The sequence below is a fragment of the Duganella sp. GW822-FHT06D06 genome (assembly GCF_058799615.1).
Genome location: NZ_JBXALQ010000013.1, coordinates 72,259 through 94,836, shown reverse-complemented (window position 1 = coordinate 94,836; position 22,578 = coordinate 72,259). Strand labels below are relative to the sequence as shown.

Annotated in this window: 21 protein-coding genes; 7 read left to right on the top strand and 14 right to left on the bottom strand. The window is 65.7% G+C overall.

Translation table 11 applies throughout. From position 1 onward, the window contains the following. Position 1: 1 nt before the first annotated feature. Positions 2–1,639 carry a serine hydrolase domain-containing protein gene (locus AC1RMD_RS22085; RefSeq protein WP_492929407.1) on the bottom strand — a complete coding sequence of 546 codons (1,638 nt, stop codon included), beginning with the start codon at positions 1,637–1,639 and terminating at the stop codon, positions 2–4. A 106-nt stretch (positions 1,640–1,745) separates the two neighbouring features. Between AC1RMD_RS22085 and AC1RMD_RS22080 the strand changes: the two genes are divergently transcribed. Beyond that, complete coding sequence (locus AC1RMD_RS22080) at positions 1,746–2,570, top strand: AraC family transcriptional regulator (RefSeq protein ID WP_492929405.1); 825 nt, start codon at positions 1,746–1,748, stop codon at positions 2,568–2,570. Here AC1RMD_RS22080 and AC1RMD_RS22075 read toward each other — a convergent pair. Together AC1RMD_RS22075 and AC1RMD_RS22070 are read right to left on the bottom strand one after the other, a co-directional pair. Next, positions 2,527–3,150, bottom strand: a complete 624-nt coding sequence (locus AC1RMD_RS22075) for a LysE family translocator (protein WP_492929403.1) — start codon at positions 3,148–3,150, stop codon at positions 2,527–2,529. The two genes, AC1RMD_RS22080 and AC1RMD_RS22075, sit on opposite strands and share 44 nt — an antisense overlap. Before the next feature lie 83 nt (positions 3,151–3,233). Next, the gene (locus AC1RMD_RS22070) at positions 3,234–4,838 is read right to left on the bottom strand and encodes an alpha-amylase family glycosyl hydrolase (RefSeq protein ID WP_492929401.1); all 1,605 of its coding nucleotides are present in this window, start codon (positions 4,836–4,838) and stop codon (positions 3,234–3,236) included. Between the two features lie 277 nt (positions 4,839–5,115). Here AC1RMD_RS22070 and AC1RMD_RS22065 point away from each other — a divergent pair, with 277 nt between their 5' ends. After that, positions 5,116–6,654, top strand: coding sequence for a sensor domain-containing diguanylate cyclase (locus AC1RMD_RS22065; protein WP_492929399.1), 1,539 nt, complete (start codon positions 5,116–5,118; stop codon positions 6,652–6,654). 9 nt (positions 6,655–6,663) lie between these two features. Here the strand turns inward: AC1RMD_RS22065 and AC1RMD_RS22060 are convergent, their stop codons facing one another. From AC1RMD_RS22060 to AC1RMD_RS22045, 4 genes are all read right to left on the bottom strand, one after another. Further along, the gene (locus AC1RMD_RS22060) at positions 6,664–7,398 is read right to left on the bottom strand and encodes a hypothetical protein (RefSeq protein WP_492929397.1); all 735 of its coding nucleotides are present in this window, start codon (positions 7,396–7,398) and stop codon (positions 6,664–6,666) included. 28 nt (positions 7,399–7,426) lie between these two features. Next, the gene (locus AC1RMD_RS22055) at positions 7,427–8,185 is read right to left on the bottom strand and encodes a helix-turn-helix domain-containing protein (RefSeq protein WP_492929395.1); all 759 of its coding nucleotides are present in this window, start codon (positions 8,183–8,185) and stop codon (positions 7,427–7,429) included. Between the two features lie 197 nt (positions 8,186–8,382). Then, complete coding sequence (locus AC1RMD_RS22050) at positions 8,383–8,718, bottom strand: collagen-like protein (protein WP_492929393.1); 336 nt, start codon at positions 8,716–8,718, stop codon at positions 8,383–8,385. A 128-nt stretch (positions 8,719–8,846) separates the two neighbouring features. Continuing rightward, positions 8,847–9,767, bottom strand: coding sequence for a type 2 periplasmic-binding domain-containing protein (locus AC1RMD_RS22045; protein ID WP_492929391.1), 921 nt, complete (start codon positions 9,765–9,767; stop codon positions 8,847–8,849). Between the two features lie 136 nt (positions 9,768–9,903). Here AC1RMD_RS22045 and AC1RMD_RS22040 point away from each other — a divergent pair, with 136 nt between their 5' ends. Further along, the gene (locus AC1RMD_RS22040; RefSeq protein ID WP_492929389.1) at positions 9,904–12,294 is read left to right on the top strand and encodes a TonB-dependent receptor; all 2,391 of its coding nucleotides are present in this window, start codon (positions 9,904–9,906) and stop codon (positions 12,292–12,294) included. A gap of 20 nt (positions 12,295–12,314) precedes the next feature. Here AC1RMD_RS22040 and AC1RMD_RS22035 read toward each other — a convergent pair whose 3' ends face one another. Next, a complete protein-coding gene (locus tag AC1RMD_RS22035; protein WP_492929387.1) occupies positions 12,315–13,013 on the bottom strand; it encodes a glutathione S-transferase family protein in 699 nt (232 codons plus the stop codon). 93 nt (positions 13,014–13,106) lie between these two features. On the opposite strand from AC1RMD_RS22035, the gene AC1RMD_RS22030 reads away from it, so the two are divergent. Then, entirely contained in the window at positions 13,107–14,069 is a 963-nt protein-coding gene (locus AC1RMD_RS22030) for a GlxA family transcriptional regulator (RefSeq protein ID WP_492929385.1), read from the top strand. Between the two features lie 288 nt (positions 14,070–14,357). Then, a complete protein-coding gene (locus tag AC1RMD_RS22025) occupies positions 14,358–15,314 on the top strand; it encodes an MYG1 family protein (RefSeq protein ID WP_492929383.1) in 957 nt (318 codons plus the stop codon). A 107-nt stretch (positions 15,315–15,421) separates the two neighbouring features. Here the strand turns inward: AC1RMD_RS22025 and AC1RMD_RS22020 are convergent, their stop codons facing one another. The 5 genes from AC1RMD_RS22020 to AC1RMD_RS22000 all read right to left on the bottom strand — a co-directional run bounded on the left by AC1RMD_RS22020 (position 15,422) and on the right by AC1RMD_RS22000 (position 20,309). Then, a complete protein-coding gene (locus AC1RMD_RS22020) occupies positions 15,422–16,321 on the bottom strand; it encodes a PEP-CTERM sorting domain-containing protein (RefSeq protein ID WP_492929381.1) in 900 nt (299 codons plus the stop codon). Between the two features lie 32 nt (positions 16,322–16,353). Then, entirely contained in the window at positions 16,354–16,941 is a 588-nt protein-coding gene (locus AC1RMD_RS22015) for a C39 family peptidase (RefSeq protein ID WP_492929379.1), read from the bottom strand. A 38-nt stretch (positions 16,942–16,979) separates the two neighbouring features. Further along, positions 16,980–17,729: a hypothetical protein gene (locus AC1RMD_RS22010; protein WP_492929377.1), complete on the bottom strand. Its 750-nt coding sequence runs from the start codon at positions 17,727–17,729 to the stop codon at positions 16,980–16,982. Between the two features lie 300 nt (positions 17,730–18,029). Next, positions 18,030–18,869 carry a hypothetical protein gene (locus AC1RMD_RS22005; protein ID WP_492929375.1) on the bottom strand — a complete coding sequence of 280 codons (840 nt, stop codon included), beginning with the start codon at positions 18,867–18,869 and terminating at the stop codon, positions 18,030–18,032. Positions 18,870–18,965: 96 nt separating this feature from the next. Further along, complete coding sequence (locus AC1RMD_RS22000; protein WP_492929373.1) at positions 18,966–20,309, bottom strand: S8 family serine peptidase; 1,344 nt, start codon at positions 20,307–20,309, stop codon at positions 18,966–18,968. A 95-nt stretch (positions 20,310–20,404) separates the two neighbouring features. Between AC1RMD_RS22000 and AC1RMD_RS21995 the strand changes: the two genes are divergently transcribed. Together AC1RMD_RS21995 and AC1RMD_RS21990 are read left to right on the top strand one after the other, a co-directional pair. Next, complete coding sequence (locus AC1RMD_RS21995; RefSeq protein ID WP_492929371.1) at positions 20,405–20,908, top strand: sigma-70 family RNA polymerase sigma factor; 504 nt, start codon at positions 20,405–20,407, stop codon at positions 20,906–20,908. Next, positions 20,905–21,642 (top strand): anti-sigma factor family protein, encoded by a 738-nt coding sequence (locus AC1RMD_RS21990; RefSeq protein ID WP_492929369.1) that lies wholly within the window; start codon positions 20,905–20,907, stop codon positions 21,640–21,642. The genes AC1RMD_RS21995 and AC1RMD_RS21990 overlap by 4 nt, the downstream gene beginning before the upstream one ends. A gap of 30 nt (positions 21,643–21,672) precedes the next feature. Here the strand turns inward: AC1RMD_RS21990 and AC1RMD_RS21985 are convergent, their stop codons facing one another. After that, complete coding sequence (locus tag AC1RMD_RS21985; RefSeq protein ID WP_492929367.1) at positions 21,673–22,572, bottom strand: LysR substrate-binding domain-containing protein; 900 nt, start codon at positions 22,570–22,572, stop codon at positions 21,673–21,675. Positions 22,573–22,578 lie beyond the last annotated feature (6 nt).

The following is a 22,578-nucleotide window of genomic DNA, read 5'->3' as shown; positions in this document are numbered from 1 at the left end:
GTCAGCCGCGGCGCACCAGTTTCATGCCGTTGGCGCGGCCGACGTAGGCCACCATGCCGGTGATCTTGCCGGCCTTGTTGCGTTCCAGCCGGACCACGATGCCGCTGGCGCTGAAGGCGTCGGCGAACGCATGGTCCAGCGGCTGCTCGCCGAAGCGCGGCACCGCCATCCACAGCTTGCCGTCCTTGAGCTTCATGTCGAAGGTGGCGTTCAGTTCGGCGCTGAAGTAGCTGCCGGCGACGGCGGCCAGCTGCGCCGCCGTCATGCCGCCGGCGGCGACCCGTTCGAAGCGGGCCGCCGGTTCGCCCGGACGCTCCACCACCAGCGTGCGCCCGGTGATGACGGCCGGCTTGGCGGTGCGCTTGGGGTCGCGCAGGAAGCGGCCTTCGCCGACCGGCAGCAGTTCCTGCTTCATGCCCGGCCCGGTGTACCACAGCTTGCCGTCCAGCGCCTCGACCCGGCGCAGCATGCCTTCGCGCGCGTTCCAGTACACGCCGGCATAGCGGGCCGGATCGGCCAGCGGCACGGCCTGCGCTTCGGCGGCGGCGGCCGCGACCGGGAACTCGCCGGCCGCGTAGATGTCGGCCAGCCGGCGCGCCAGGCTGCTCGGGTCCAGGTCGGGACGGTTGCACAGCACGGCCACGCCCAGCTTCAGCTTGGGCAGGCGCAGCAGCTCCGCCTTGTAGCCGGCGAAGGCGCCGGCGTGGGAGACCACGTCCAGGCCGCGATAGCTGTCCATCATCAGGCCGCGCCCGTAGTTCAGCGCGCTGCCGTCGGCGAGCTTGCCGACGCTCTGCATCTGCTCGACCAGCTGGGCGCCGCCCACTTTAGGCTGGTAGAAGTTGGCGTCCCACTTGGCCAGGTCGGCCACGGTGGACTGGACCGCGCCGTCGCCGGTCTGCTCCCAGTTCGACATCAGCAGCGCGAAGCTGGCGGGGCCGGTTGGACGGTAGGCGCTGGCGCGGTGCGGCACCACCGTGTCGTGGTCGTCGAGGATGCGGGTGTCTGCCATGCCGAGCGGATCGAAGATGCGCGCCTTGGCGAAGGCGGCCATGCTGTTGCCGCTGACCTTTTCAACGATCTGGGCCAGCAGGAAATAACCGGTGTTGCTGTAGGCGTAGGCGCTGCCGGGCTGGAAGTTCAGGCCCTGCTGGCGCGCGATGGCGGCCAGGGCGTCGGCGCTGGTGCTGACGTCGCCTTGGGCCACGCCGCCCAGGTTCAGCAGCACCAGATAGTCGCGCAGGCCGCTGGTGTGGTGCAGCAGGTGGTCGACGGTGATCGGGCTGCCGTAGTCCGGCAGCTGGGGCAGGTACTGGCGGATGTCGTCGTCCAGTTTGACTTTGCCGTCCTGTACCAGCAGCAGGATGGCGGCGGCGGTGAATTGCTTCGAGGTCGAGCCGATGTCGAACACGGTGCGCTGGGCGTCGATGGCAACGCCGTGCTCGAGGCTGGCGGCGCCGTAGCCTTGTTCCAGCAGCGGCTTGCCATCGCGCCAGGCGGAGACCGCGCAACCCGGCGCGTCGGCCTTGGCGTACGGGGCGAACAGGGCGGCGGCCTGCTCGAGCGGCGTGGCGGCGACGGCGGCATGGGCCAGGACCAGGGCGGACAGCAGCAGGGACGGGCGGGTAGGGTTGTTCATGGCGATCTCCGTTGTGGTTAGGTGTTGTAGTGAAGTATAACACCAGCACTGACGAGGATGTCAACATTGAAATTAATTAATTTGCGGAATGGGGTATGCTGGCGCAATGCCGCATTCGAACTCCAAGCCCGGTCCCCGTTTCTGGCGCGACGCCAACCTGCCCCACATCGAGGCGCGGGCGGTTGGCGATGGGCGCAAGCTGGGCTATGCCCTGCACTCGCACGAGACTTTTTCGATCGGCGTGATCCGCGACGGGCACACCAACTACCTCAACCAGGCGTCGCGCCAGCTGGTGGGGCCGGGCGCCGTGGTGCTGATGAATCCGGGCGATGTCCATGCCTGCAACCCGGTGGGGGACCAGAGCTGGTCGTATCGCATGCTGTATGTCGACCGCGGCTGGCTGGCCGGCTTGCAGCAGGAATGGGGCTTCAGCGCCAATGGCGACTTCCGCCCCTTCGCTGCGACCATGAGCACGGCGCCGGCGCTGTATGCGGGATTCAACCATTTTTATGAGGTGCTGACGGCCGGCGGCTCCGACCATCTGCTGCGGCAGTGCGCGGCCGTGACCTTCTTCGAGCAGGTCCAGTCCGTCCTCGATCCGGCCGCCATGGTCGAACGCGAAGCCAACCGCAAGCTGGAGCGCGCGGCCGACTACATCAACGACAATTGCGCGGCGGCGCTGAAGCTGGAGGATATTTGCGGCGCCGCCGGGCTCTCGCCCTCGTACCTGATCCGCGCCTTCAGGAAGCGCTACGGCATGACGCCGCACGCCTACCTGCTGAACCGCCGCATACAGCTGGCGCGCGGCTTGCTCAAACAAGGCAGGCCGATTGCCGAGGTCGCACTGGAGACGGGCTTTGTCGACCAGGCGCATTTCCAGCGCATCTTCAAGCAATTGCTGGCGGCGACGCCGGGGCAGTACCTGCGCTGAGCAACAGGTAGGCGGCGCTGGCCGCCAGCAGCAGCGCCATGGCGCGGTTAAACCGGCGCATGACGGCGGGATCGCTCAGGCTGCGGCGCAGGAAGGTGCCGGCATAGGCCCAGCAGGCGATCGATAGGTAGCAGATCACGAAATACAACGCGGCGAACTGCCACACCAGCACCGCGTCGCCGTCGGCGGCGAACGCGCCCATGCCCGCCACCGACGCCACCCAGGCCTTGGGATTGAGCCATTGCATGGCCGCGCCGGCCGCCAGCGACGGCCCCCTGGCGCCGCCGGCTGGCGACAGCGTGCCGTCGTCGCGCGCCAGCTTCCACGCCATGTACAGCAGGAAGGCTACGCCGGCCAGTTGTATCGCCCGCGTCAAGGCCGGCAGTTGGATCAGCAACTCATGCAGGCCCAGGCCGGTCAGCAGCAGCAGGGCGGTGAAGCCGACGGTGGCGCCGGTCACGTGACGCATGCTGGCGCGAAAGCCATGCTGGGCGCCGCTGCTGAGGGCGACGATGTTGACCGGGCCGGGGGTGATCGACGAGGCCAGGGCGAAGGCTGCCATGGAAATCAGGATGCTCATAGTTGCGGGTCTCCGGTAAGAATGAATCATGCCGGAGCGACGATACGCGGCGCGCGCAGCGCCGTATTGTAGAAAACAACCCCTCAGTAGGCGCGGATCACGCAACCATGCGCGGCCAGCTGGCCGCGCGCCTGGTCCCAGCCATCGGCGTACAGGACCGGACCGGTCGAGTCCGCCAGCATCGCCGGCTGGTCCGACAGATTGGCCAGCACGGTGACGGCGTCGGCGCCGCTGCCGCGCCGCATGCCGATCACGCCTGGCGGCAGCGCCTCGAGGAACGCGGTGGCGCCCTGGCGCAACGCCGGATGCGCGCGCCGCAAGGCCAGCAAGGCGCGGTAGTGGCTGTGCATGGCGGGGTTGAAGGCGCTCCAGTCGAGCCGGTAGCGGTCGAACAGCACCGTCCAGTCGCGCCAGCTGGGTTCGTCGAACTCCTGGCCCATCAGGATGTGCGGCACGCCGTCCATGGTCAGCAGCAGCGCCGCCGCCGCGCGGTGGGCGCCGGCGCCGAGCAGCTTGCTGGCGCGCGGCTGTTCCTTGTCTTCCAGCCAGCGCATGCGCAGCGCGCCGCGCGGGAAGCTGTAGGTCGACTCCTTCCAGTACCGGGCAAAGGCGTGTGCGTCGGCCTCTCCGCAGGCGACGCGGCGCAACATCTCGCGCGTGCCGCCTTCGTAGGTCAGGTCGCAGCTGTGCAGGTGATGGAATTCGTCGTAGGACTGCGAGATCAGCGCGATGTCGGGCCGCAGCGCCGCCAGCGCGGTGCGGATCTCGGCCAGGAAATCGACGGGCGTGATGTCGGAATCGTCGAAGCGCAAGCCGTCGAAGCCGTAGCGGCCGACCCAGCGCTGCATCGCCGCCACCAGGCTGGCGCGCAGCGCGCGGTTGCGGAAGTCGAAGCCGGCGAAGTACTCGCGCTGCGGAACCGCGTAGTAGACCTGGCCGTCGGCGTCGCGGGTGTACCAGTCGGGATGGGCGGCGGTCCACGGATGGTCGGCGCTGCTGCGGTTGAGCGTCCAGTCGAACAGCACGCGCATGCCGCGCGCGTGGATGGCGTCGACCAGCGCCTGCAGCGAGGCCTCGTCGCCCAGCGCCGGATCGATGGCGTCGAAGTCGAGCACCGCGTACGGATCGCCCAGCGTGCCGCGCCGTCCGCGCTGGCCGATCGGATGGATGGGCATCATCCAGATCACATCGACGCCCAGTTGCTCAAGATAGTCGAGGCGGGCGCGCACGCCGTCGAAATCGCCGCCGAAGGCGGGCACCGACAGCTGGTAGATCACCGCCTCGTGCAGCCACGCCGGGCTGGCCAGCGCCTGGTGGCGGCGGTACATCGCGCCGGCGGTGTCGGCGTCCAGCCCGCGCTGGCGCATCAGCACCTCGCCATGCTCGTCGACCGTCAGGCTGGAATTGTTCTGGCCGTCCTCGGAGATCCAGGGATTGGCCGGATCCGGTATCCAGTGCGTGCCATCGACGACGATTTTGTACAGGTGGCGGCCGGCGGCGATCGGCAGTGTGCATTCCCAGCGGCCGGGCGCCACTTGCTCGAACTGGCAGGCGTCGCCCACCCAGCAGTTGAACGTGCCGGCCAGCGCCACGCTGCGCAGTCCTGGCGCGCCCTGGTAGCGAAAGCGTATGCCTGCTGCGCAGCGCTGCGGCAGCTGCTCGGGGGAAGTCTCGAATTGGATGTCCATGGTGTTATTCAACTACAAAAATGCATTTAAGTAAATACACTAGCCTTAAATTCGCAATATCTGATATATTTTTAATGTAGTTTTGCTACTTACCATCGCTTGCTTGAGATGGCGCAAATGGTGTGATTATTTGAGAGTTTTTACTGAGCAGAAAGCGCACATACTTAACGTCTTGCCCGGTAGATCATTGTTCGAGGTGACAGCTATGATGTTCAGCAACATTTCGAAACGCCGCTTTGGTTTTCCGTTCGCCCGCCTCCCTCCACGCTTACCTGTCATGTACCTGGCCATCTTCTTTGTGGTCCTGGTGTGCACCTCGCTGATCGGCATCCAGGCGTGGCTGACCGCGCACGCCCGCAGCGTGCAACTGAACGAATCGAAAATCGACGCCGCCAATCTCGCGGAAGCGGTGGGACAACATGCTTACGACACGATCAAGGAAGCCGATACGGTCCTGGTCGGGCTGGTGGAACGGCTGGAAAACGACGGCAACCTTGAGATCGGGCTTGATCGCTTCCATAAGCTGCTGGCGCACCGCGTCGCGGAACTGCCGCAACTGCACGGCTTGTTTGTGTACGGCGCCGACGGCCGCTGGCTGGTCAATTCCCAACCCGTGCTGCTGAAAGGGAAGAACAACGCGGATCGCGAGTATTTCATCTACCACCGGGAACATACGGATCGGGGCGTGCACATCGGCCCGCCCTTGCGCAGCAGATCGACCGGCGATTGGATCATCACGGTGTCGCGCCGTTTCAATCGGCCGGACGGCAGTTTTGGCGGGGTGGTGCTGGCGACCATCAATATGGACTATTTCCAGAAGTTCTTCCAGCGCTTCAAAATCGGCGAGGACGGCGCGATTCAGCTGGCGCTGGATGACGGCATCATGCTGGTGCGCCGGCCATTCAATGAAAAATCGCTGGGCAGGGATATTTCCAGGCTGCCCCTGTTTCACGAATACTTGCCCAAGGCGCCAGTCGACACGGTGATTTTTACGTCCGCGCAAGACGGCGTGACACGGATTAATAGCTACCGGCGGCTGGAACACTATCCGCTGGTGGTCTCGGCCGCGCTGTCCAGGGACGAGGTGCTGGCGCAGTGGCGGGCCGACGCCTATCTGTACGGCGGCGGCGTGGTCATCCTGGCGCTGGCGATAGGCTTGCTGGGCGTCCGGCTGGTGCGGCAGATCAATCTGCGGATACAGGCGGAAGCGGAGCTGGTGCGTGCGCGCAATTCGCTGGTGACCTTGAATCAAACGCTGGAGCGGCTGGCGATGCAGGATGGCATGACCGGCCTGTCCAACCGGCGGCACTTCGACGTGACCTTGGCGAGCGAATTCAGCCGGGCGATGCGCGGCGCCAGCTCGCTGGCGCTGATCATGATCGACGTCGATTGCTTCAAGCAGTACAACGACCTCTTCGGCCACGCCGCCGGCGACGAGTGCCTGAAGGCGATCTGCCAGGTGGTCGCCGACTGCAAGCACAGGCCGGGCGATATCGCCGCGCGCTACGGCGGCGAGGAGCTGGCGGTGCTGCTGCCGGGGACGGATGTGGCCGGTGCGCTGGCCGTCGCCGAAACGATACGCGCGGCGATCGAGGACCTGAACATCAAGCATCCCGGCAACGCCACCGGGCATGTGACGGTCAGCGCCGGGGTCGAATCGTTCGCGCCGGTGCGCTTCGAGACCGAGCCGGTCGATCTCATCAAGGCCGCCGACCAGGCCCTGTACCGGGCCAAGTCGCTGGGGCGCAACCGCGTCCATTCCAACATCATCGATCGGGAAGTGCGCTCGGCTTCCGGCCTGGGCGTGGCCGGCTAGGCCGGGGCGCTACTCCTTGGAGGTCGGCGAGATCGTCTTGCTGACTTTGCCGGCGTCATCCAGCATCTGGATTTCGGCCTTGCCGTCGGCGCTGACCATCAGCCGCATGCGAACCCGGCCTTGAGCGTCCTTCAGTTGCAAGGACGCACCTTTGTCGCCTGTGTTGCCCAGCCAGATGCGGTTGTTGCTCAGTCGGCCCTGTTCGCTCAGTTTTTGCCAATAGGCCTGCTGCTCGGACGGGGGGAGTTTGTTCGCCGCCTCGCCAAAGCGGTTGATGTCTTCCAGCGACGTGACCGTATAGAAAGGAACGTCGTTGATCTTGATGCCGGTCTGCTGATGGCTCGCGCTGTCGTTGTTCAACAATTGCAAGGCCTGGTCCTGGCGGAAGCGGTCGAAGGTCAACGACAGGCCGGACGAGATCTTGCCGTCGGCGCCGATGCTGCCTTTCTGGATCAAGCCGCCGTTCTCGGTGCCCTCCTCGTTGATGAACAGCATGCCGGCAAAGCTGCTGCGGTCGGGCCGGGCGCCTTCCTTGCCCTGCATGAAGTCGCCGGGGAACTGCGCCTTGTTGGAAATGACGATGCGCTTGGTGCCGTCCGGTTCAACGATGTTGATACGGCCGACCGTGATCTCGTCGAATTTCTCGTGCCTGACCGGTTCCCTGGCGCCGGCCAGGAAAAATACCGCCGCCAAGGCGCTGGCCATCGTGCTTGCTCCCGCCAGGAATGTTCTGATTTGCGACACTGTGCATCTCCTATGGTTAGTTCAACTGTCATTTCAAATCGTTGTGTATCGCCGCGCTGGCCTTGCGCAGGCGCCATTCCAGCACCACGGTCAGCGCGCCGCAGAATGCCAGCAGCCCGCCCAGGTATTGCAACACCCGGTTCAGCGGCGCATGCTCGTAGCGCGTCCCGGCCAGTTCGAACTTGCGCTGGCCGTTGCCGGCGCTTTCGAAGAACACGCTGCCGCGGTTGTCGCGTGTTTCGAGCGTCGCCAGCTTGACCCGCTCGGCTTCGAACTCGGCCAGCAAGCGGGCGCGTTCCTCGCGGCTGATGGTGTTCGCGGCGAGCCGCAGGTCCTGGATCTTTTCGAACTGGTCAAAAATGGTGTCCGATTCGTTCTTGAGCAGCACGCCTTTCGAGACGTACTTGTAGCGGTGATTGGACGAGAAAATGCCGTCGTTGGCGGCCAGCATCAGCGCAAACCCCAGGGCGCCGGCGGCGGCGGCGCCGAACAGCCATTTCCTGGCGTCGTGGACGCGCCGGGTGACGGCGCCGTTCAGGAATTGGCTGACCTCGGGGATATGGCGCAATGAAGTGTGCAGGACGTGCTGGTTGATACCGCTCAGGAATTCCCTGGCGTCGAGCTCCAGCGCCGTGACGATGGCGCTGAACATGTCGGCCGAGGGCTGCGATTTGTCGTTTTCCAGCTTGGACAAGTAGGACTGCTCGATGCCGATGGCGGCCGACATCTGCGGCTGCGTGAGATTTCTTTCCGTTCTGATTTGCTTGAGTCGCTCGCCAAAATTCATCGCGGGTATGCCTTTTTCAAATTGTGTGGGCATATTCTTGAGGATTCACCCGTGAATGAGAAGGTGAATATGCTTGAATATCGAGGAATGTTGCGATTTTGGCAGTAATTTTCCGCTGGGCGTGAAAAAAGGCCGGTCAGCTTGCACTGAGCGGCCCTGTTGGGGGCGGCGTCGCCTGGACGCCGCCGCCAGCGGAATTAGCGTTGCGGGACGACGATCACGGTGTCGCCGGTCTTGCCTTTGGCGCCGGTGTCGCCTTTGACGCCGTCGTAGCCGGGAGCGCCGACCTCGCCCTTGGCGCCGGCATCACCCTTGGCGCCGTCGAAGCCAGGTGCGCCGGCGCCACCGGTCTGGCCGGTGGCGCCGGTGGCGCCAGGGGCGGCTTCAGCGCCGGTGGCGCCAGTCGCACCGGTAGCGCCGGGGGCGCCGGCGGGGCCGGCGACCACTTGCACCACAGGTGGCGGCGCTTCACGCTGGCAGGCGGTCAGGGCGAAGGTGGAGGCGAGGGCGAGCAAGATCAGGGTATGTTTCATGGGGTATCCTTTGGCAGTGACTGCGCCGCGGCATGCGGTGGTCTGAATGCAGCATGCGCCGGCCTGCCGCGCTGGTCCGTGCGGTTCAGTACATAGCGGCAGGTGGGGGGGGGGATCGTTTATCCCTGTCAGCGCGCCTGGTCCAGTTTTTTGCGCGTCGATTCGTCGAACCTGAACCACAGGTGCTTGCTCTCCAACGGCGTGGCGTCGGGCAGCGAAGGATTTTTCAGCTCGATGATGCGGCGTTCGCTCAAGCGGGCCTGCTTGATCGCGTCGGCGAAATGGTGGAAGTACAGCTTGTCGAAAGAGCCGTCGGCGATGCTGGCCTCCAGTCCCCGCCGCACTTCCTCCGCCAGCGCGCCATTGCGCGGGTTGACGAAAAAGTAGATCGCGGCCGGGTAGTGGATGACGATGTTGGGATCGATGACCAGCCCCCGGCGTCCCTTGATGGCCGATTGCGCCTCGATCAACGATAGCGGCAGGTAGTCGACCCTGCCGCTGGTGAGCGTATTGAACAGGCTTTCGTGCGACGACACCGAGTGTGCCTGCAAGCCGTTGTGGCGCAGGATGGTGAGATCCGGCCAGTCGTGGCCTTGAACGGCGCGAAAGCGCTTCAGATCCGCCAGGCCGCCGACCCGATCGAACTGGTGAGCCCGGTTCGCCGTGAGCACGGCGACGCGCCAGCCGATCAGCCCCTTGGTGAGGGGGATTTTGACCGCCAGCAGTTTCGATTCGCGCTGGCGGGACGTCATGGTCGCCATGATGTCGACCTCCCCGTGGTCGAGCCCGATTTCGAGCAAGGCCCGGTCCTGCATCATGCGCATCGGCGTCAGCGCGACGGTATGATTTCCACCGGCTTTTTTCAACGCCAGCTGGAGCAGTTCCAGCGCATAGTCGCTGCCGCCGTCCTCGCGCGGGTAGCGCACCTCCGCCGCGTCGACCGTGAGCGCCGTCTGCAGGCAAAGCAGCGCGCAGCAAAGCCGGAGCCAGCGGCGCGACCGTGCCAGGAGGCGGTCGCCGGTGGGAGCGGCATGGATGGTCGAGGGCATGATGGGCGGTGGTCCGTTCGAATGTGGCTTGCTGCTTGATTCTAACAGTTGGCTTGGCGCCACGCCTAGGGCCTTACCTTTTGCAAATGGTGGGCAAGGCGAGCAAACTGAACTGGTTGCAACCAGAATGCGCGCCATGACTAAATCGACTTGGATCGGAAGGCTGCCGGTGGCGACGCGGATGTCCGGCGCGGCCGCCATCGGGCTGGCGTTGGGCGCGCTGGCGCCGGGGCCGGCCCGCGCCCAGGGGGCTGGCGCGGCGCTCGACGTGGTGACCATCACGGCAAAAAAACGCCCGCAGTCCGCGCTCGACGTCAATGCCAGCGTCAGCGTGATCGACGGGGAAATCATACGTGAAAACAATATCCAGGGCGTGAAGGATGTTTTTGCGCTGGTACCCAACGTCAACGCCCAGGAGAACGGCAACGGCGGCCCGCGCAGCGTGACCATTTCCATGCGCGGCATTAACGACCAGGGCGCGGGCGGCGAGCGCGTGGCGGCGGTCAGCGCGTTTGCCTTCTATATCGACGAACTCAGCGTGGGCAATGCGGCGACCGATACCGCCAATCCGCCACTGTATGACATTGAAACGATCGAAGTGCTGCGCGGTCCGCAAGGCACGTATTTTGGGCGCAATGCCTCCGGAGGGGCGATCAATATCCAGACCCGCAAGCCGGTCCGGAAACTGTATGGACAGATCGACCTCGGCGTCGGCACGCAGGGCGCGACGATGAGCAATGGCGTGTTCAACCTGCCGCTGTCCGACACGCTGGCGTTGCGCCAGACGGTGCAGAAGCAACGCGACAGCGGCGCGGTCCGGAACACCTATCCGGGCGGCGCCGGCTCCGGCAGCGCGCTGGCCAGCGGGCGCACCGCCTTGCGCTGGCAGCCAGGCCGGGACGTCACGCTCGACCTGAGCTACATGCAGTCGCACGAAACTGGCGGCATTCAGCCGGTGGTTGCGTCCGGCATGAACCGGAACTGGGGTTACTCTCGCTTTCCGCTCGATGCCGGTTTCATCGGCCGCACCGGCCTGTATCCGGACAATGTGAGCCAGGCCTACCTGGACGCCCGGGCCCGTACCGTCAATGACGCCAGCATCGCGAGCGTGCGCGCGGAAATGCGCTTCGATACCTTTGCCCTGAGTTCCGTGACGGGGCTGAGCCGGGGACGCTCGGCGTCTTATCGCGACCTCGACGGCAGCGGCCTGACGCTGATCGACCGCGCCAGCACTTTCCGCGCGGCGTCGCGCAGCCAGGAGTTGCGCCTGCGTTCGCTGGGCGCGGGCGCGGTCGAATGGCTGGCGGGTGCATACGTGTATGCCGACGCCAACGATTTCGACAATGCCATCCTGATCAGGAGCGTGATCTTCTCCTGGGTGCCGGGCGACATCGCGAACGAAAACACCATCCATATCCGGCGCGGCGGCAGCGCATACTTCGGCGACCTGAGCTGGAACGCCACGCCGTACACCACCTTCAACGCCGGCGCACGCTACTCCCGCGACCGCGATCGCCAGTACTGGAGCAATGTCTATGCCGCCAACAGCGCCTTGTCGTTGCGCGCCGACGACCATGGCGTGCCGCTGCCGGGCGCGGTGTATTACCCGGTCGACGGCGATGCGCTGCGCAGCGGCGGCAGGTCGGCGCAAACCATCGGCACCGATGGGCGCAACAGCGGCAGCGACCTGTCGCCGCATCTGGCGTGGAATTACAAGCTGCGAGCCGATGTCCGGCTATACGGTTCGGTGGCGCGCGGCTACAAGGCGGCCGGGGTGCGCGTCAATCCGGACTCCGGCCTGGATTTTCCCAACATCAGCCAGTACGGCAAGGAAAGCGTGACCAGCTATGAAGCCGGGGTCAAGGGTCTGTTCTTTGGCAATACGCGGCTTGAGGCAGCGCTGTTCGACATGGAGTGGCGGGATTTTCAGGTGCATATCAATCAAAGCTGGTGCCGCCTTGCCAATGGCGTGACGGTGGAAGACAGCGGCGCGGTCGCTTGCGTGAGCGGCCCCATCCCGGTCGACCGCATCGTCAATGCCAAGCGGGCCCGCACGCGCGGCGCCGAACTGGCGTGGCGCACGCGGCTGAACGGCGCCTTCAGCGCGGGTGGCGCCCTGGGCTTGCTCGACGCCAAATTCATCGACTACAAGAACTCGCCCAACGGCGACGCCTCTGGTTCCGCCATCAACGGTGCCCCCCGCCGCACGGCGACGCTGTTTGCGCAATGGGATGGCACGGCGGGGCGGGACAGTTATTTTGTGCGGCCCGAGCTCAACTACAGGAGCGGCTACCGGAATGTGGTCGCGCCGGCCAGCCATGTCTACGGCTTTGGCGAGTTCATCGCCCCCCGCACGCTGTGGCATCTGCGCGCCGGTTATGCCCGGGGGCGCGCCACCTGGTCGCTGAGTGCGGAAAACCTGTTCGCCAAAAAATACTACACGGCGTTCCAGGAATCGGTTGCCGGCCGCAAGGTCGATGTGCATCCGCGCACCATCATGCTCAGGCTGAGCGTCAATACAGACTAGATCGGCTTGGCGAACGTCATTCATCCTGTAAAGCACGCCGAGATGGGCTGTTCGGTGGCGTCGAGCACAAACTCGCGCACGTCCGCGAACGCGGCGCCAAATGCCGGCCGCTTCGAGAGGCGTGCGATGTAGCGCTGGAATATCTCGCCATCGCACAAGCCATAGCCGCGCGCCCAGAAAACGGCGTGCCCGACGATGCAATCGGCCGCGGTAAATTGTTGTCCGCAGACAAAGGGCGCCTGCTCCAGCCGCGCGGCAAGCTGGGGTTCTATCTCCTCGCGAAACTTCTTGCGGTATCTCGCCACCGTGCGCGGGTCGCGCTCCGACTCCGGCAAGACATGCTCGTGGGCTCGAATTTGCCACAGCATCATGTCCATCCAGGTCGATCCGAAGTGCAGCATTTGCAGGTAGTCGGCGCGCTCCGGCGATGCCGCCGGTGACGGCGCCAGGCCGGCGTCGGGGAAGGCGTCGGCAAGAAAAGCCACCATGGCGGCGCTTTCGAGCATGTGCTGCGAGGCGCCGTCGTCCCAGGTGATTTCAAGCACCGGCACGCAGTGGTTGGGATTCAGGCGCAGGAACCCGGCCGAGTACTGCACCGCGTCGCACAGGTCTACCTTCTCGACTTCAAAGGCGTCGCCTACGACCTCATGCAACATCCATTTGGTGCGGGCGCTGCGGCTGGCCGGGTAGTGATACAGTTTTAGGCGTTTAATTAACAAGATAGTCTCCCCAAGGTCGAATGCCACAGTCTGGCGTTTCGCGGCTTGCCGGTGAAGTATCATATTTGACATTTTTTATGTCAAAATGGACAAATGAAGATCATCACGGTTCTGCTGTTGGATGGCGTATTCGACAGCAGCTTGTCGATTACGCTCGATACCTTGCATGCGGCGCAGGCCATTCTTGCGGCGCGCGGCGGTGCGCCGCAAGTGCAGGTCAGGACCATCGCCGCCAAGGCTGGCATTACCACCGGCGCCGGCATGCGGATGAAGGCTGACCTCCAGCTCAAGACCGCAAAGCAGCAGGTATCGGACTGGATCATTGTTCCGGGCCTTGGCCACCGGTCGGATCGGCAGCTCAGCGAGGGCTTTGCGCGCAGCGATACCAGGCAGGCGCTGCGCTGGCTGGCGGCGGCAGCGGGCAGGGCGAAGATCGCGGCGTCATGCAGCGCGGTGTTCCTGCTGGCGCAAGCCGGCTTGCTGGACGGGCGCAAGGCGACCACGGCATGGTGGCTGGCCCAGGCGTTTCGCGCGCGTTATCCGGCGGTGACGCTCGACGAAGGACGCATCCTGGTGCGCGACGGCCCGTGCCTGACTGCGGGCGCGGCCCTGTCGCAGCTGGATTTGATGCTGGCCATCGTGGCCGAGGTGTTTGGCGAGTCGGTGGCGCATTTGTGCGCGCGTTACTTGCTGATCGACCAGCGCTCGTCGCAGGCGCGCTACATGATGCGCGACCATCTGGAGCATGGAGACCCGACGGTGGTCGCGGCGGAACGCTGGATCGATGCCCATCTGGCGCAGCCGATGACGGTGACCGCGCTATCGTCCGAACTGGCGCTGTCGCCCAAGACGCTGGCGCGGCGCATCGAGGCGGCGACCGGCGTCTCGCCGATCAAATTCATACAACGGCGGCGTTTGTCGCATGCGGCGCATTTGCTGGAAACGACGGCGCTCTCGATCGAAGCGGTCGCGGCGCAGGTCGGCTATCAGGACAGCACCGCCTTGCGAAAATTGATCAAGCGCGAGTTCGGCGTGACGCCCAGCACCTTGCGCTGAGTTCGGGAATCCGTCCATCGCATCCATCGCCATGGCGTCAGCCGGCGCGCCATCAGGGAGCGCTTGACGCGGTTTGTTCCAGCTGGCGTGCGAACGATTTATATCGTTTACCAGGACATTCGCATCGTCCGAAAAAATCATGACGATTTCTTCCATGTGGGCGATGTGGAACCGGCGCAGCGAATACGCGAGTGGCAGCTGCCTGTTTCGCAGCACGGATAGGCCGTACTATCGGCGTTATGGCCGCGACGGTATATCATGGCGGTCGATTCAACGATAGGACCAGGCATGATCATAGCGACTCATAGCGGCAAGTTTCACGCGGACGACGCGTGGGCGGTCGCCGTACTGAAGGTGTTATTCCCCGACGCGGACATTATCCGGACGCGCGACCCGGCCACCATCGAAGCGGCCGACTTTGCCGTCGACGTCGGCGGCATCTGGGACGCGGCCAGCGGCCGCTTCGACCACCATCAAAAAGGCTTCAGCGGGGCACGGCAGAGCGGCGTGCCGTATGCCAGCGCCGGCCTGGTATGGCGCGAGTATGGCGCGCGCTGCGTGGCGGCGCTGGCGCTGGCGCACTACGGGCACCAATTGTCGGACGATACGGCGCGGGAAATGGCCTACGGCATAGACTCGGACGTGGTGCAGTACCTCGATTTGTCGGACGTGGGGGCGGCGAAGAGCGCGCCGGGCGGGTATGGACTCTCGGCCGTGATCTCGGGCTACAACACCAACTGGCTCGACGAGCAAAGGCTGGGCTACGGCGAGGCGGCGGACGCGTACCGCCTGGACCAGTTCCGCCGTGCGATGGCCGTGCTGACCGACGTCATGCTCAATGCCGTCAAATACCGGCTGGGCGCCTTGCTCGCGCTGGAGCAGGTCCGGCAAGGGGAGGTGCTCGACGGCGGCCGGGTGCTGTTCCTGAAAAACGGGGCGCTGCCGTGGAGCCAGGTGGTGCGCAAGGAAATGCCGAAGGTGCTGTTCGTCATCAGCCACAACCTCGCCGAGCAACGCCACATGTTGCACACCGTCTCGGTCAGCCCCGAAAGTTTCGACGCCCGGGCCGACTTGCCTGAAGCGTGGGCGGGACTGCGCGATGCCGAGCTGGCGGCGGTCACCGGCGTGGCGGATGCGGGTTTCTGTCACAACGGCAGGTTTATCGCGTCCGCCAAGTCGTACGAGGGGATACGGGCGATGGCGATCCTGGCGCTGAAGGATATCGACGAAGGCAGCGCGGGCTGATCTGAGCGCATGAACGCCGAGCGCGCTATTGGCGCGTCAGCGTTCACGCGGCCAATGCCTGGCTCCACTGGCGCCGCCGTGCTGGCCGGCGTGGACCGGTAACGCGCTTAGCCCGCGCGTCGTGCGCGCCAGCGCAGGCCGGACAAGCCTGCCAGGCCCAAGAGCAGCATGGCGCCGGCGGACGGCTCGGGCACCGCGCTGGCCAGCGTCAGGCCGACGTCGGCCAGCACCGCCTCGTCGAGCGCGCCGATGCCATAGCGCTGGCCGTTGTAGAACACCCAGCCGTTGAACAGGTCGTTCACCAGGTCGGCGCCCGGGCGCCCGCTGGCCGGCGCATTGCCGAAGTGGAAATTGTTCCCCGACGTGACAGGCACCGGCGCGCCATACACGCGCATCGCGTTCGGGCCGTTGAAGAACATATTGGCGCCGTCGTAGCTGACATACTGGTCCCAGGTCGACATGCCAAAGCCGTTCGGCGTGCGCCCGGTGAGCGGATCGCCCCAGCCGTTGAACGCCAGCGCATGGCCGATCTCGTGGATGAACACCGATGCCGCATCGGTGCGGTCGCCCGGCACGACGGCCGTGCGCGCATACGGATTCGGATCGAACCACAGCGTGTTGGCGACGTAGTTCGGATTCAGGTCCAGGATCACGTCCGGCGCGCTGCCGTTCGGGTCGATCCCGCTGCTGATCTTGTAGGCCATGCCCTGCGCCCACAGCGAACCGCCGGCCGCCTCGCCCACATAGGCCGAGGTGGCCGAATGACCCGATGCGTACGCCAGGTCGGTCGACATGCGCACCTCGATGTCGATGACTGCGTTGCCGGCCAGGTGACTGCCCCAGGCCGCCATGGCGGCGCCCAATTGCGCGTCGATCTGGGTACGATAGGCGGTCGCCAGATTCAAGGGATCGTTGAAGCTCACCGTGTACGCCAGATCGGCGTGCGCCGCCAGCGGCGCCGCGGCCATCAGAGCCAGCACGACTGTGCGGGAAATGTGTCGTTTCATGTTGGGTTTTCCTTGGGAAGTGCGGTCGTCGCTCAACCGTTGATGTTCATGCGCTGGGTATGGGTCCACTTGTGGTCCGATGCCGATACTGCCGAGTCGTAGGTGGTCCAGGTCCAGCCCTCGCCCGGCCATGGATTCATGATGTAGACCCAGTATGGGCCGTTGCCGGCGTCGTAGCCGCTGCCGACCATGATGTGGCCGCCACCGTTGGTCCAGCCGTAGCGCATCACGAACGGCCGGTTGGCGTTGATGTCCCACATCACCGAACTCCACGACGACGCCCAGTTGTAGGCCGTGTTGGGGACGCCCCAGGCGGACAGGATGCTCTGCACGCTGCCGTTGCTGCCGTACATGCTGTTGGGCTGGTTGGCGTTGCTGTTCCACCAGAAGTCGGTATTGCCACAGGCGTAATTTATGCCGTAGGCCCAGTTGACGATCTGGCACTGGCTCGGCACTTTTTTGTAGTAGTTCAACACGGCCTTGCTCGATCCTGCCCAGCACCACTGGCTGTGTTCCTGGGTGACCAACGGTACGTACAAGGTGCGCCACTGGGCGAAGGCCAGCGGCATGGCCAGCAGCAAGGCGGCGCCCACCAGGGCGCGTTTCATGAATGATTGCATGAGGATTCCTTCACGGTCGGGATAGGGAAGGGCGCCGCTTAGCGGAACGCGTTCAAATTGGCCTTGACGGCGCCGCGCAGGGGATCGAGGAAGGCGGCGGCGTCCATCAGGCCATCGTCCGGCTTGCCCGCCTTGGCGGCGCGCTGCTGCAGCTGCAGGGACTGGCGCGCCGAATGCAGCGGCGCGAAGCGGGCCGTGCCGTTTGCCGCCACCTCGAGAAAGTCGGACTGCGCCTGGTAGATGCGGATAAACCGCAGATTGCTGCACTCGGCGTTGCCGTGGAAGGCCATCAGCGCGTCGACATCCTGAGCCAGCGTGCTGGCGCCGAACGCCACCGCTTGCCAGTGGCCGTTGACCTGCTCGACCGTGACCAGGCCGATCGGGCGATCGTGCAGGTTGAGGACGAAGCGCCAGACCGGGCTCGGCCTGGCCATCGCGCTCAGGTCGGAGCGACCGGCGACCAGGTCTTTGGGATCGACGGTGTAGACCTGGAAGCCGTGGCCGACGCGCGCATCTTTCAGGTCCTGGACGTCGCTGACGTCGAGTGGAAAGCCGGCCGGCAAGGTGCCGGCATGGCGGGCGATGCTGGACGCGACGAATTGCGTGAAGTCGCGCCGCGCCGCCGCGAGCGCCTCGTTGCGCTGCACTGCCGCCGTCGGCGTCCCCGGCGATGCGAGCGTCGGCTGGGCCAGCAAGGGCGCACTGGCGAGCGCCATCGCGCTACCAAGCAAGAGTGCGCGCAAGGCTGCGCGCGACGATACGGTTCGAACTGGAACATGGATACGCATGACTGCTTTCTCCTCGTTACTGGTTGACGTCTAACCGTGTGAAAAAATTTCACCCGTCCTGTATCGTGATCGATTCGCAGTGGCTTTTCTGTACCGTTTTATGAGGAAAACTCATCTAAAATCGCATAAGCATGAAAATTCAAGGGGCTATTGCCGGGCGTTCCCCACATCCAAAACGGAATCGATCCCCATGTCCCGGCAACAACCTCACGATTCGAAAATCAAGCTACCTGACGCGGCATAGGTGGCGGGCGCACACCCGATTGTCAACCCTGCTGGCCTCATTGCTACAGCCTCGTATCAAGCGCTGGGCTTATCCCCTTTGGCGGCGCTGCCGCCGCCGGAAACACCGCCGGAGCCACTGCCCCGCGCCGCGCCGCTTGCCTTGGTTGGCGGCTTGGCTTTTACCGAATGGGCCGCACCGGCGATCTGACGGGCATTGCCGGGAGCGTCGATCTGGCCGGCGCTGCTTTGCGCATTTGCGCCGCTTGCCTGAGCGAAGGTGCGGGTGGTTTCAGTTTGGGCCTGCACGCCCTGGCGCACTGGCTGCGCGATGTTGCGAGCGCCCTGGGCGATGCTGCCGACCGCGTGCGTGCCGCCGCTCATGTCCGGCGCCAGCGTTGCGCTGCCGCCGCCCGATGCGTCGGCGTTGCCTGCCGCACTGGCGGTCGTGGTGGCGGTGCCGCCATTGAACAGGCCGCCGATGCCCTTACCTTGCGCGGTCGGCGGTGTGGTCGCTGGCGCCGGTGCCGCCGCAGCCGGTGCGGCCGGCAACGTGGCCGATGGCGAGGCGCCATTGGTCGAAGGCAATGCCGGCGCGGCAGGCGCGGCGTTCGCTACGCTGCCCGGCAAGCCGGCCGAACCACTGCCGCCGGCTTCGCCAGTGGCGCTGGCCGATTTGCGCGGGCTGTCGCCGCGGGTGATCTCGGCAGCCGAATTGGCGCTGCCCGAGATGGCGCCGCGGCCGGCCATCTGCGTGACGTTACCCAGGCTGCCCATGCCGCCGAAGCCGCCGGCGCCACCGCCGCCGATCACGCCGCCGACCGGGCCTCTGCCGCCGAGCAATTGGGCGTGCGCCGAAAACGCCAGGCCGAGGGTTGCGACAAGGGTAAGGTGCTTAACGATGTAAATGGTTTTCATGGTATTTCTCCTTGTTGGCACCACGGACAATCCGCGGTTGTTACAAGGAAAACGCTCGGGCAGCGGCGTTTAATCCCGGATCGCAGAATATTTTTTTTATTCGCGGAAATTGCTCGGCGGATTGCGAAACGCGCCCCCGAGTACGCCGTATCCAAGCTCATCGCTGACGCCGTTTTCCGGCGCGCCGGACGCCTTGCGCGCCAGCGTGCCGATCGCCTGTCTGGCGGCCAGCGGCTCTGGCTTGCTCAGTTCCCCGGCCAGCAGCGCCGCCACGATAGGCGAAGCGAAGGACGTGCCGCGCACCACGCGGTAAGGCGGGCTGCCCAGGGCAGCGCTGACCATCTGATTGCCGGGCGCGGCAAACATCACCTGTGGTCCGCGCGCCGCTTCCGGCAGCGCGCTGCCGTCGCGGTCCACGCCGCTGACCCCGACCACGCCCGGATAGCTGGCCGGATACAGCGGCGCGGCGGCCGGGCCGTCGTTGCCGACCGCGGCGACCAGCAGGTGGCCGCGCCGCACCATCGCGCCAACGGCGCGCTCCAGCGTCAGGTTCGGCGGACCGACCAGGCTGATATTGATCACCGCCACTTGTTGCTTGGCCAGCCAGCCCAGTGCGGAGACGATGCGCTCGACCGCGCCGCCGGCCGGCGAACTGCAATACACGTCGGCCGCGTACAGTTGGGCGTCGGGCGCCACGCCATGAAAACGCGACGAGCGTCCGACCATCAGCGCCGCCACGGCGGTGCCGTGGGCGTCCGGGACCAGCTTGCCTTCGCAGCCCCAGCGCGTGATCGCCGCCTCACGAAATACCGGGTGCCGGTCGGTGACGCCGCCGTCGATGAGGCCGATCCGCACGCCGCTGCGCGCGGCCGTGGCGGCGGGCGCCGGCGTACCGCCCGGCGCGGACGGCGCCGCTGGCCGGGACGCGCTGGCGGTATAAACGTGGTTGAAGTCGTATTGGCCGCCCGGATCGAGCGCCCGCAATTGTTCCAGCATGGCGGCGGTGCTGGTGCCGGCCGGCACCTCCAGCACGACGATGGTCTCGTCCAGCGCGTCGAGGGCGGTGGTTTCGATCACTTTCAGTCCGGCGGCACGGGCGGCTTGCAGGCTGGCGGCGCCGGGCGACCAGGCCAGAATCTGGCTGCGCACCATCGGTTCGCCGCGCGGGTCCGGCTCGAGCATGTCGCGGTGGCGGCGCAGCAGATCGCCCACCTGCAGCTGGCGCAGCTCGCCCAGCACGCGCACATCGGCGCCGGCCAGCAGGCGCGCGCCACGGTCGCGCAGCGTTTCGGTATCGATCAGGCCAGGCGACTGCGGCAGGGGCAGGTTCAGCGATGGCAGGCGCAACTGGGCCTGCGCCTGCGAGGCGCCGAGCAGGGCGCCCAGCAGCAGGATCGGGCGCAGCAGGCGCGCAAGGAGAGGGGAGGGTTTCGGCGTCATGCTGGGCTTGATCATATAATGGTTTGAAATTTCTTAAAGGTAAAACGTTTGGGGCAGGGATTAAAGTCCCGCCGCCAAACGTTTAACAAGTAACGATGACCTCCGCCACTACTCCGCTCCAAGGCGAAATCGCTGCGCTGCTGCCGCGGCTGCGCCGGTTTGCCCGCGCTATTGTATTTGACCGCGACGACGCCGACGATCTGGTGCAGGTCGCCGTGGAGCGGGCGCTGAAGCGCAGCGCGCAGTGGGAGGCCGGCACACGGCTTGACAGCTGGATGTTCCGCATCATGAAAAATGCCTGGATCGACGAGGTGCGTTCGCGTATCCGGCGCGACAATATCTTCGCGCCGGAAGAGGCGGGCGAGCATGTCGGCGACGGCTTTGCCGAAGCCCACCAGCAGCGGCTGGCGATCCAGAAGGCGATCAGCCTGCTCTCGGAAGACCACCGGATGGTGGTCGGCCTGGTGCTGGTCGATGGCATGGCGTATCAGGAGGCCGCAGATGTGCTGGAACTACCGCTGGGCACGTTGATGAGCCGTCTGGCGCGTGCGCGTTCGGCCCTGCAAGCCTCACTATCCGATCAAACGAGGACCGTATGAGTAGTTTTTCCGATGAAACGTTGATGGCTTACGCCGACGGTGAGCTCGATGAAAAGACCAGCGCCGCTGTCGCCAGCGCCATCGGGAGCGATGCCGAGCTGGCCGCCCGCGTGCGTCAGCACCAGGCTTTGCGGGTGGACGTGTTCGCCGCTTTCGCCCCGATCGTCGAGGAGGCGGTGCCGGCCCGCCTGGGCGCTGCCGCGGCCGGGGTCGTCGATCTGCAGGCGGCGCGCGCAGCCCGGCAGAAGGCACCGGCGCGCCGGCGCTGGGAATGGCCGGACTGGACGGCGCTGGCCGCGACGCTGCTCGTCGGCGTACTGGTCGGCGGTGTCGGCCAGCGGAGCTTGAGCAACGACTCCGCGCTTGCATCGGTCGTCGGCGCTGACGGCGCGCTGTTCGCGCAGGGACCGCTGGCCGCCGCCTTGTCCGAGCAACTCGCCGGCGCAGGTCCGTCGGCGCAGGGTATCCGGATCGGCGTGAGCTTTGTCGGCACCGATGGCAATTACTGCCGCAGCTTCTCCATGGGGCAGGGGGCCGGCTTGGCCTGCCGCCAAGGCGCGCGCTGGCAGTTGCCGTTGATGGCGCATGTGGACCAGCAGGCCGGCGGCGAGTATCGGCAAGCCGGCAGCGCCATGCCGGCCGCCATCAGCGATGCGATCGACGCCCGCATCGCCGGCCAGACGCTCGACGCCCAGGCCGAACAACTGGCCCGGAGCAAGGGCTGGCAGCGCTGAACGACTGGATGTCGAAAGGTACCCCGGGCGCTACCAGCGCATGGTCGGAATAAAATCCGCAAACGCGCGCAGCGGTGCCGGCAGGTAGCGCCGGCCCGGGTAGTACAGCGAGGGACCGCTAAAGGTTGGCCACCAGCGCTCCAGCACCGGCTCCAGTTCACCGCGCTCCATGCAGGGCTTCAGCCAGTCTTCAAACAGGTACACCAGGCCGCCGCCGGCCACCGCCGCATCCACCTTCAAGTCGGCGCCGGCGCCCAGATTGACGATCAACGGACCGGCCGGTTTGATGACGACTTTCTTGCCTTTGTGCTCGAATTCCCAGTCTGGCATGGCGCCGCTGGAAAAGCGCCCGCGCAGGCAGATATGTTTCAGCAGGTCTTCCGGCCGCTTGGGCATGCCGTGCCGTCGCAGATAGTCGGGCGACGCCGCCAGCGCAAAACGTTGCCGGCGCGGCCCAATCGGAATCGCCACCATATCCAGCTCCATGTGCTCTTCGTAGCGGACGCCGGCATCGCAGCCGGAGCGCAGCAGATCGACAAAGCTGTCATCGACGATGATCTCCAGGCAGATGTCCGGATACGCGGCGATAAACGGCGGAATGATGCGCGGCAGGATCAGTTTCGATACGCTGAGCGGCACGTTGAGCCGCAGCCTGCCGGCCGGCCGGTCACGAAAACCGTTCACCACATCCAGCGCGGATTCGACAGCGTCGAGGGCCGGCGTCAGTTGCTCCAGCAAGCGCTGGCCGGCGTCGGTGGTGGCCACGCTGCGGGTGGTGCGGTTCAGCAGGCGCACACCAAGGCCTGCCTCCAGCCGTCGCACCGCTTCGCTCAGTTGTGACGCGCTGGTGCCCGTCATGCGCGCGGCGCCGCGAAAACCGCCGTGTTTGGCGACCGCGACGAAGGCGCCGATGTCCTGTAGATCAGCCATCCGTCA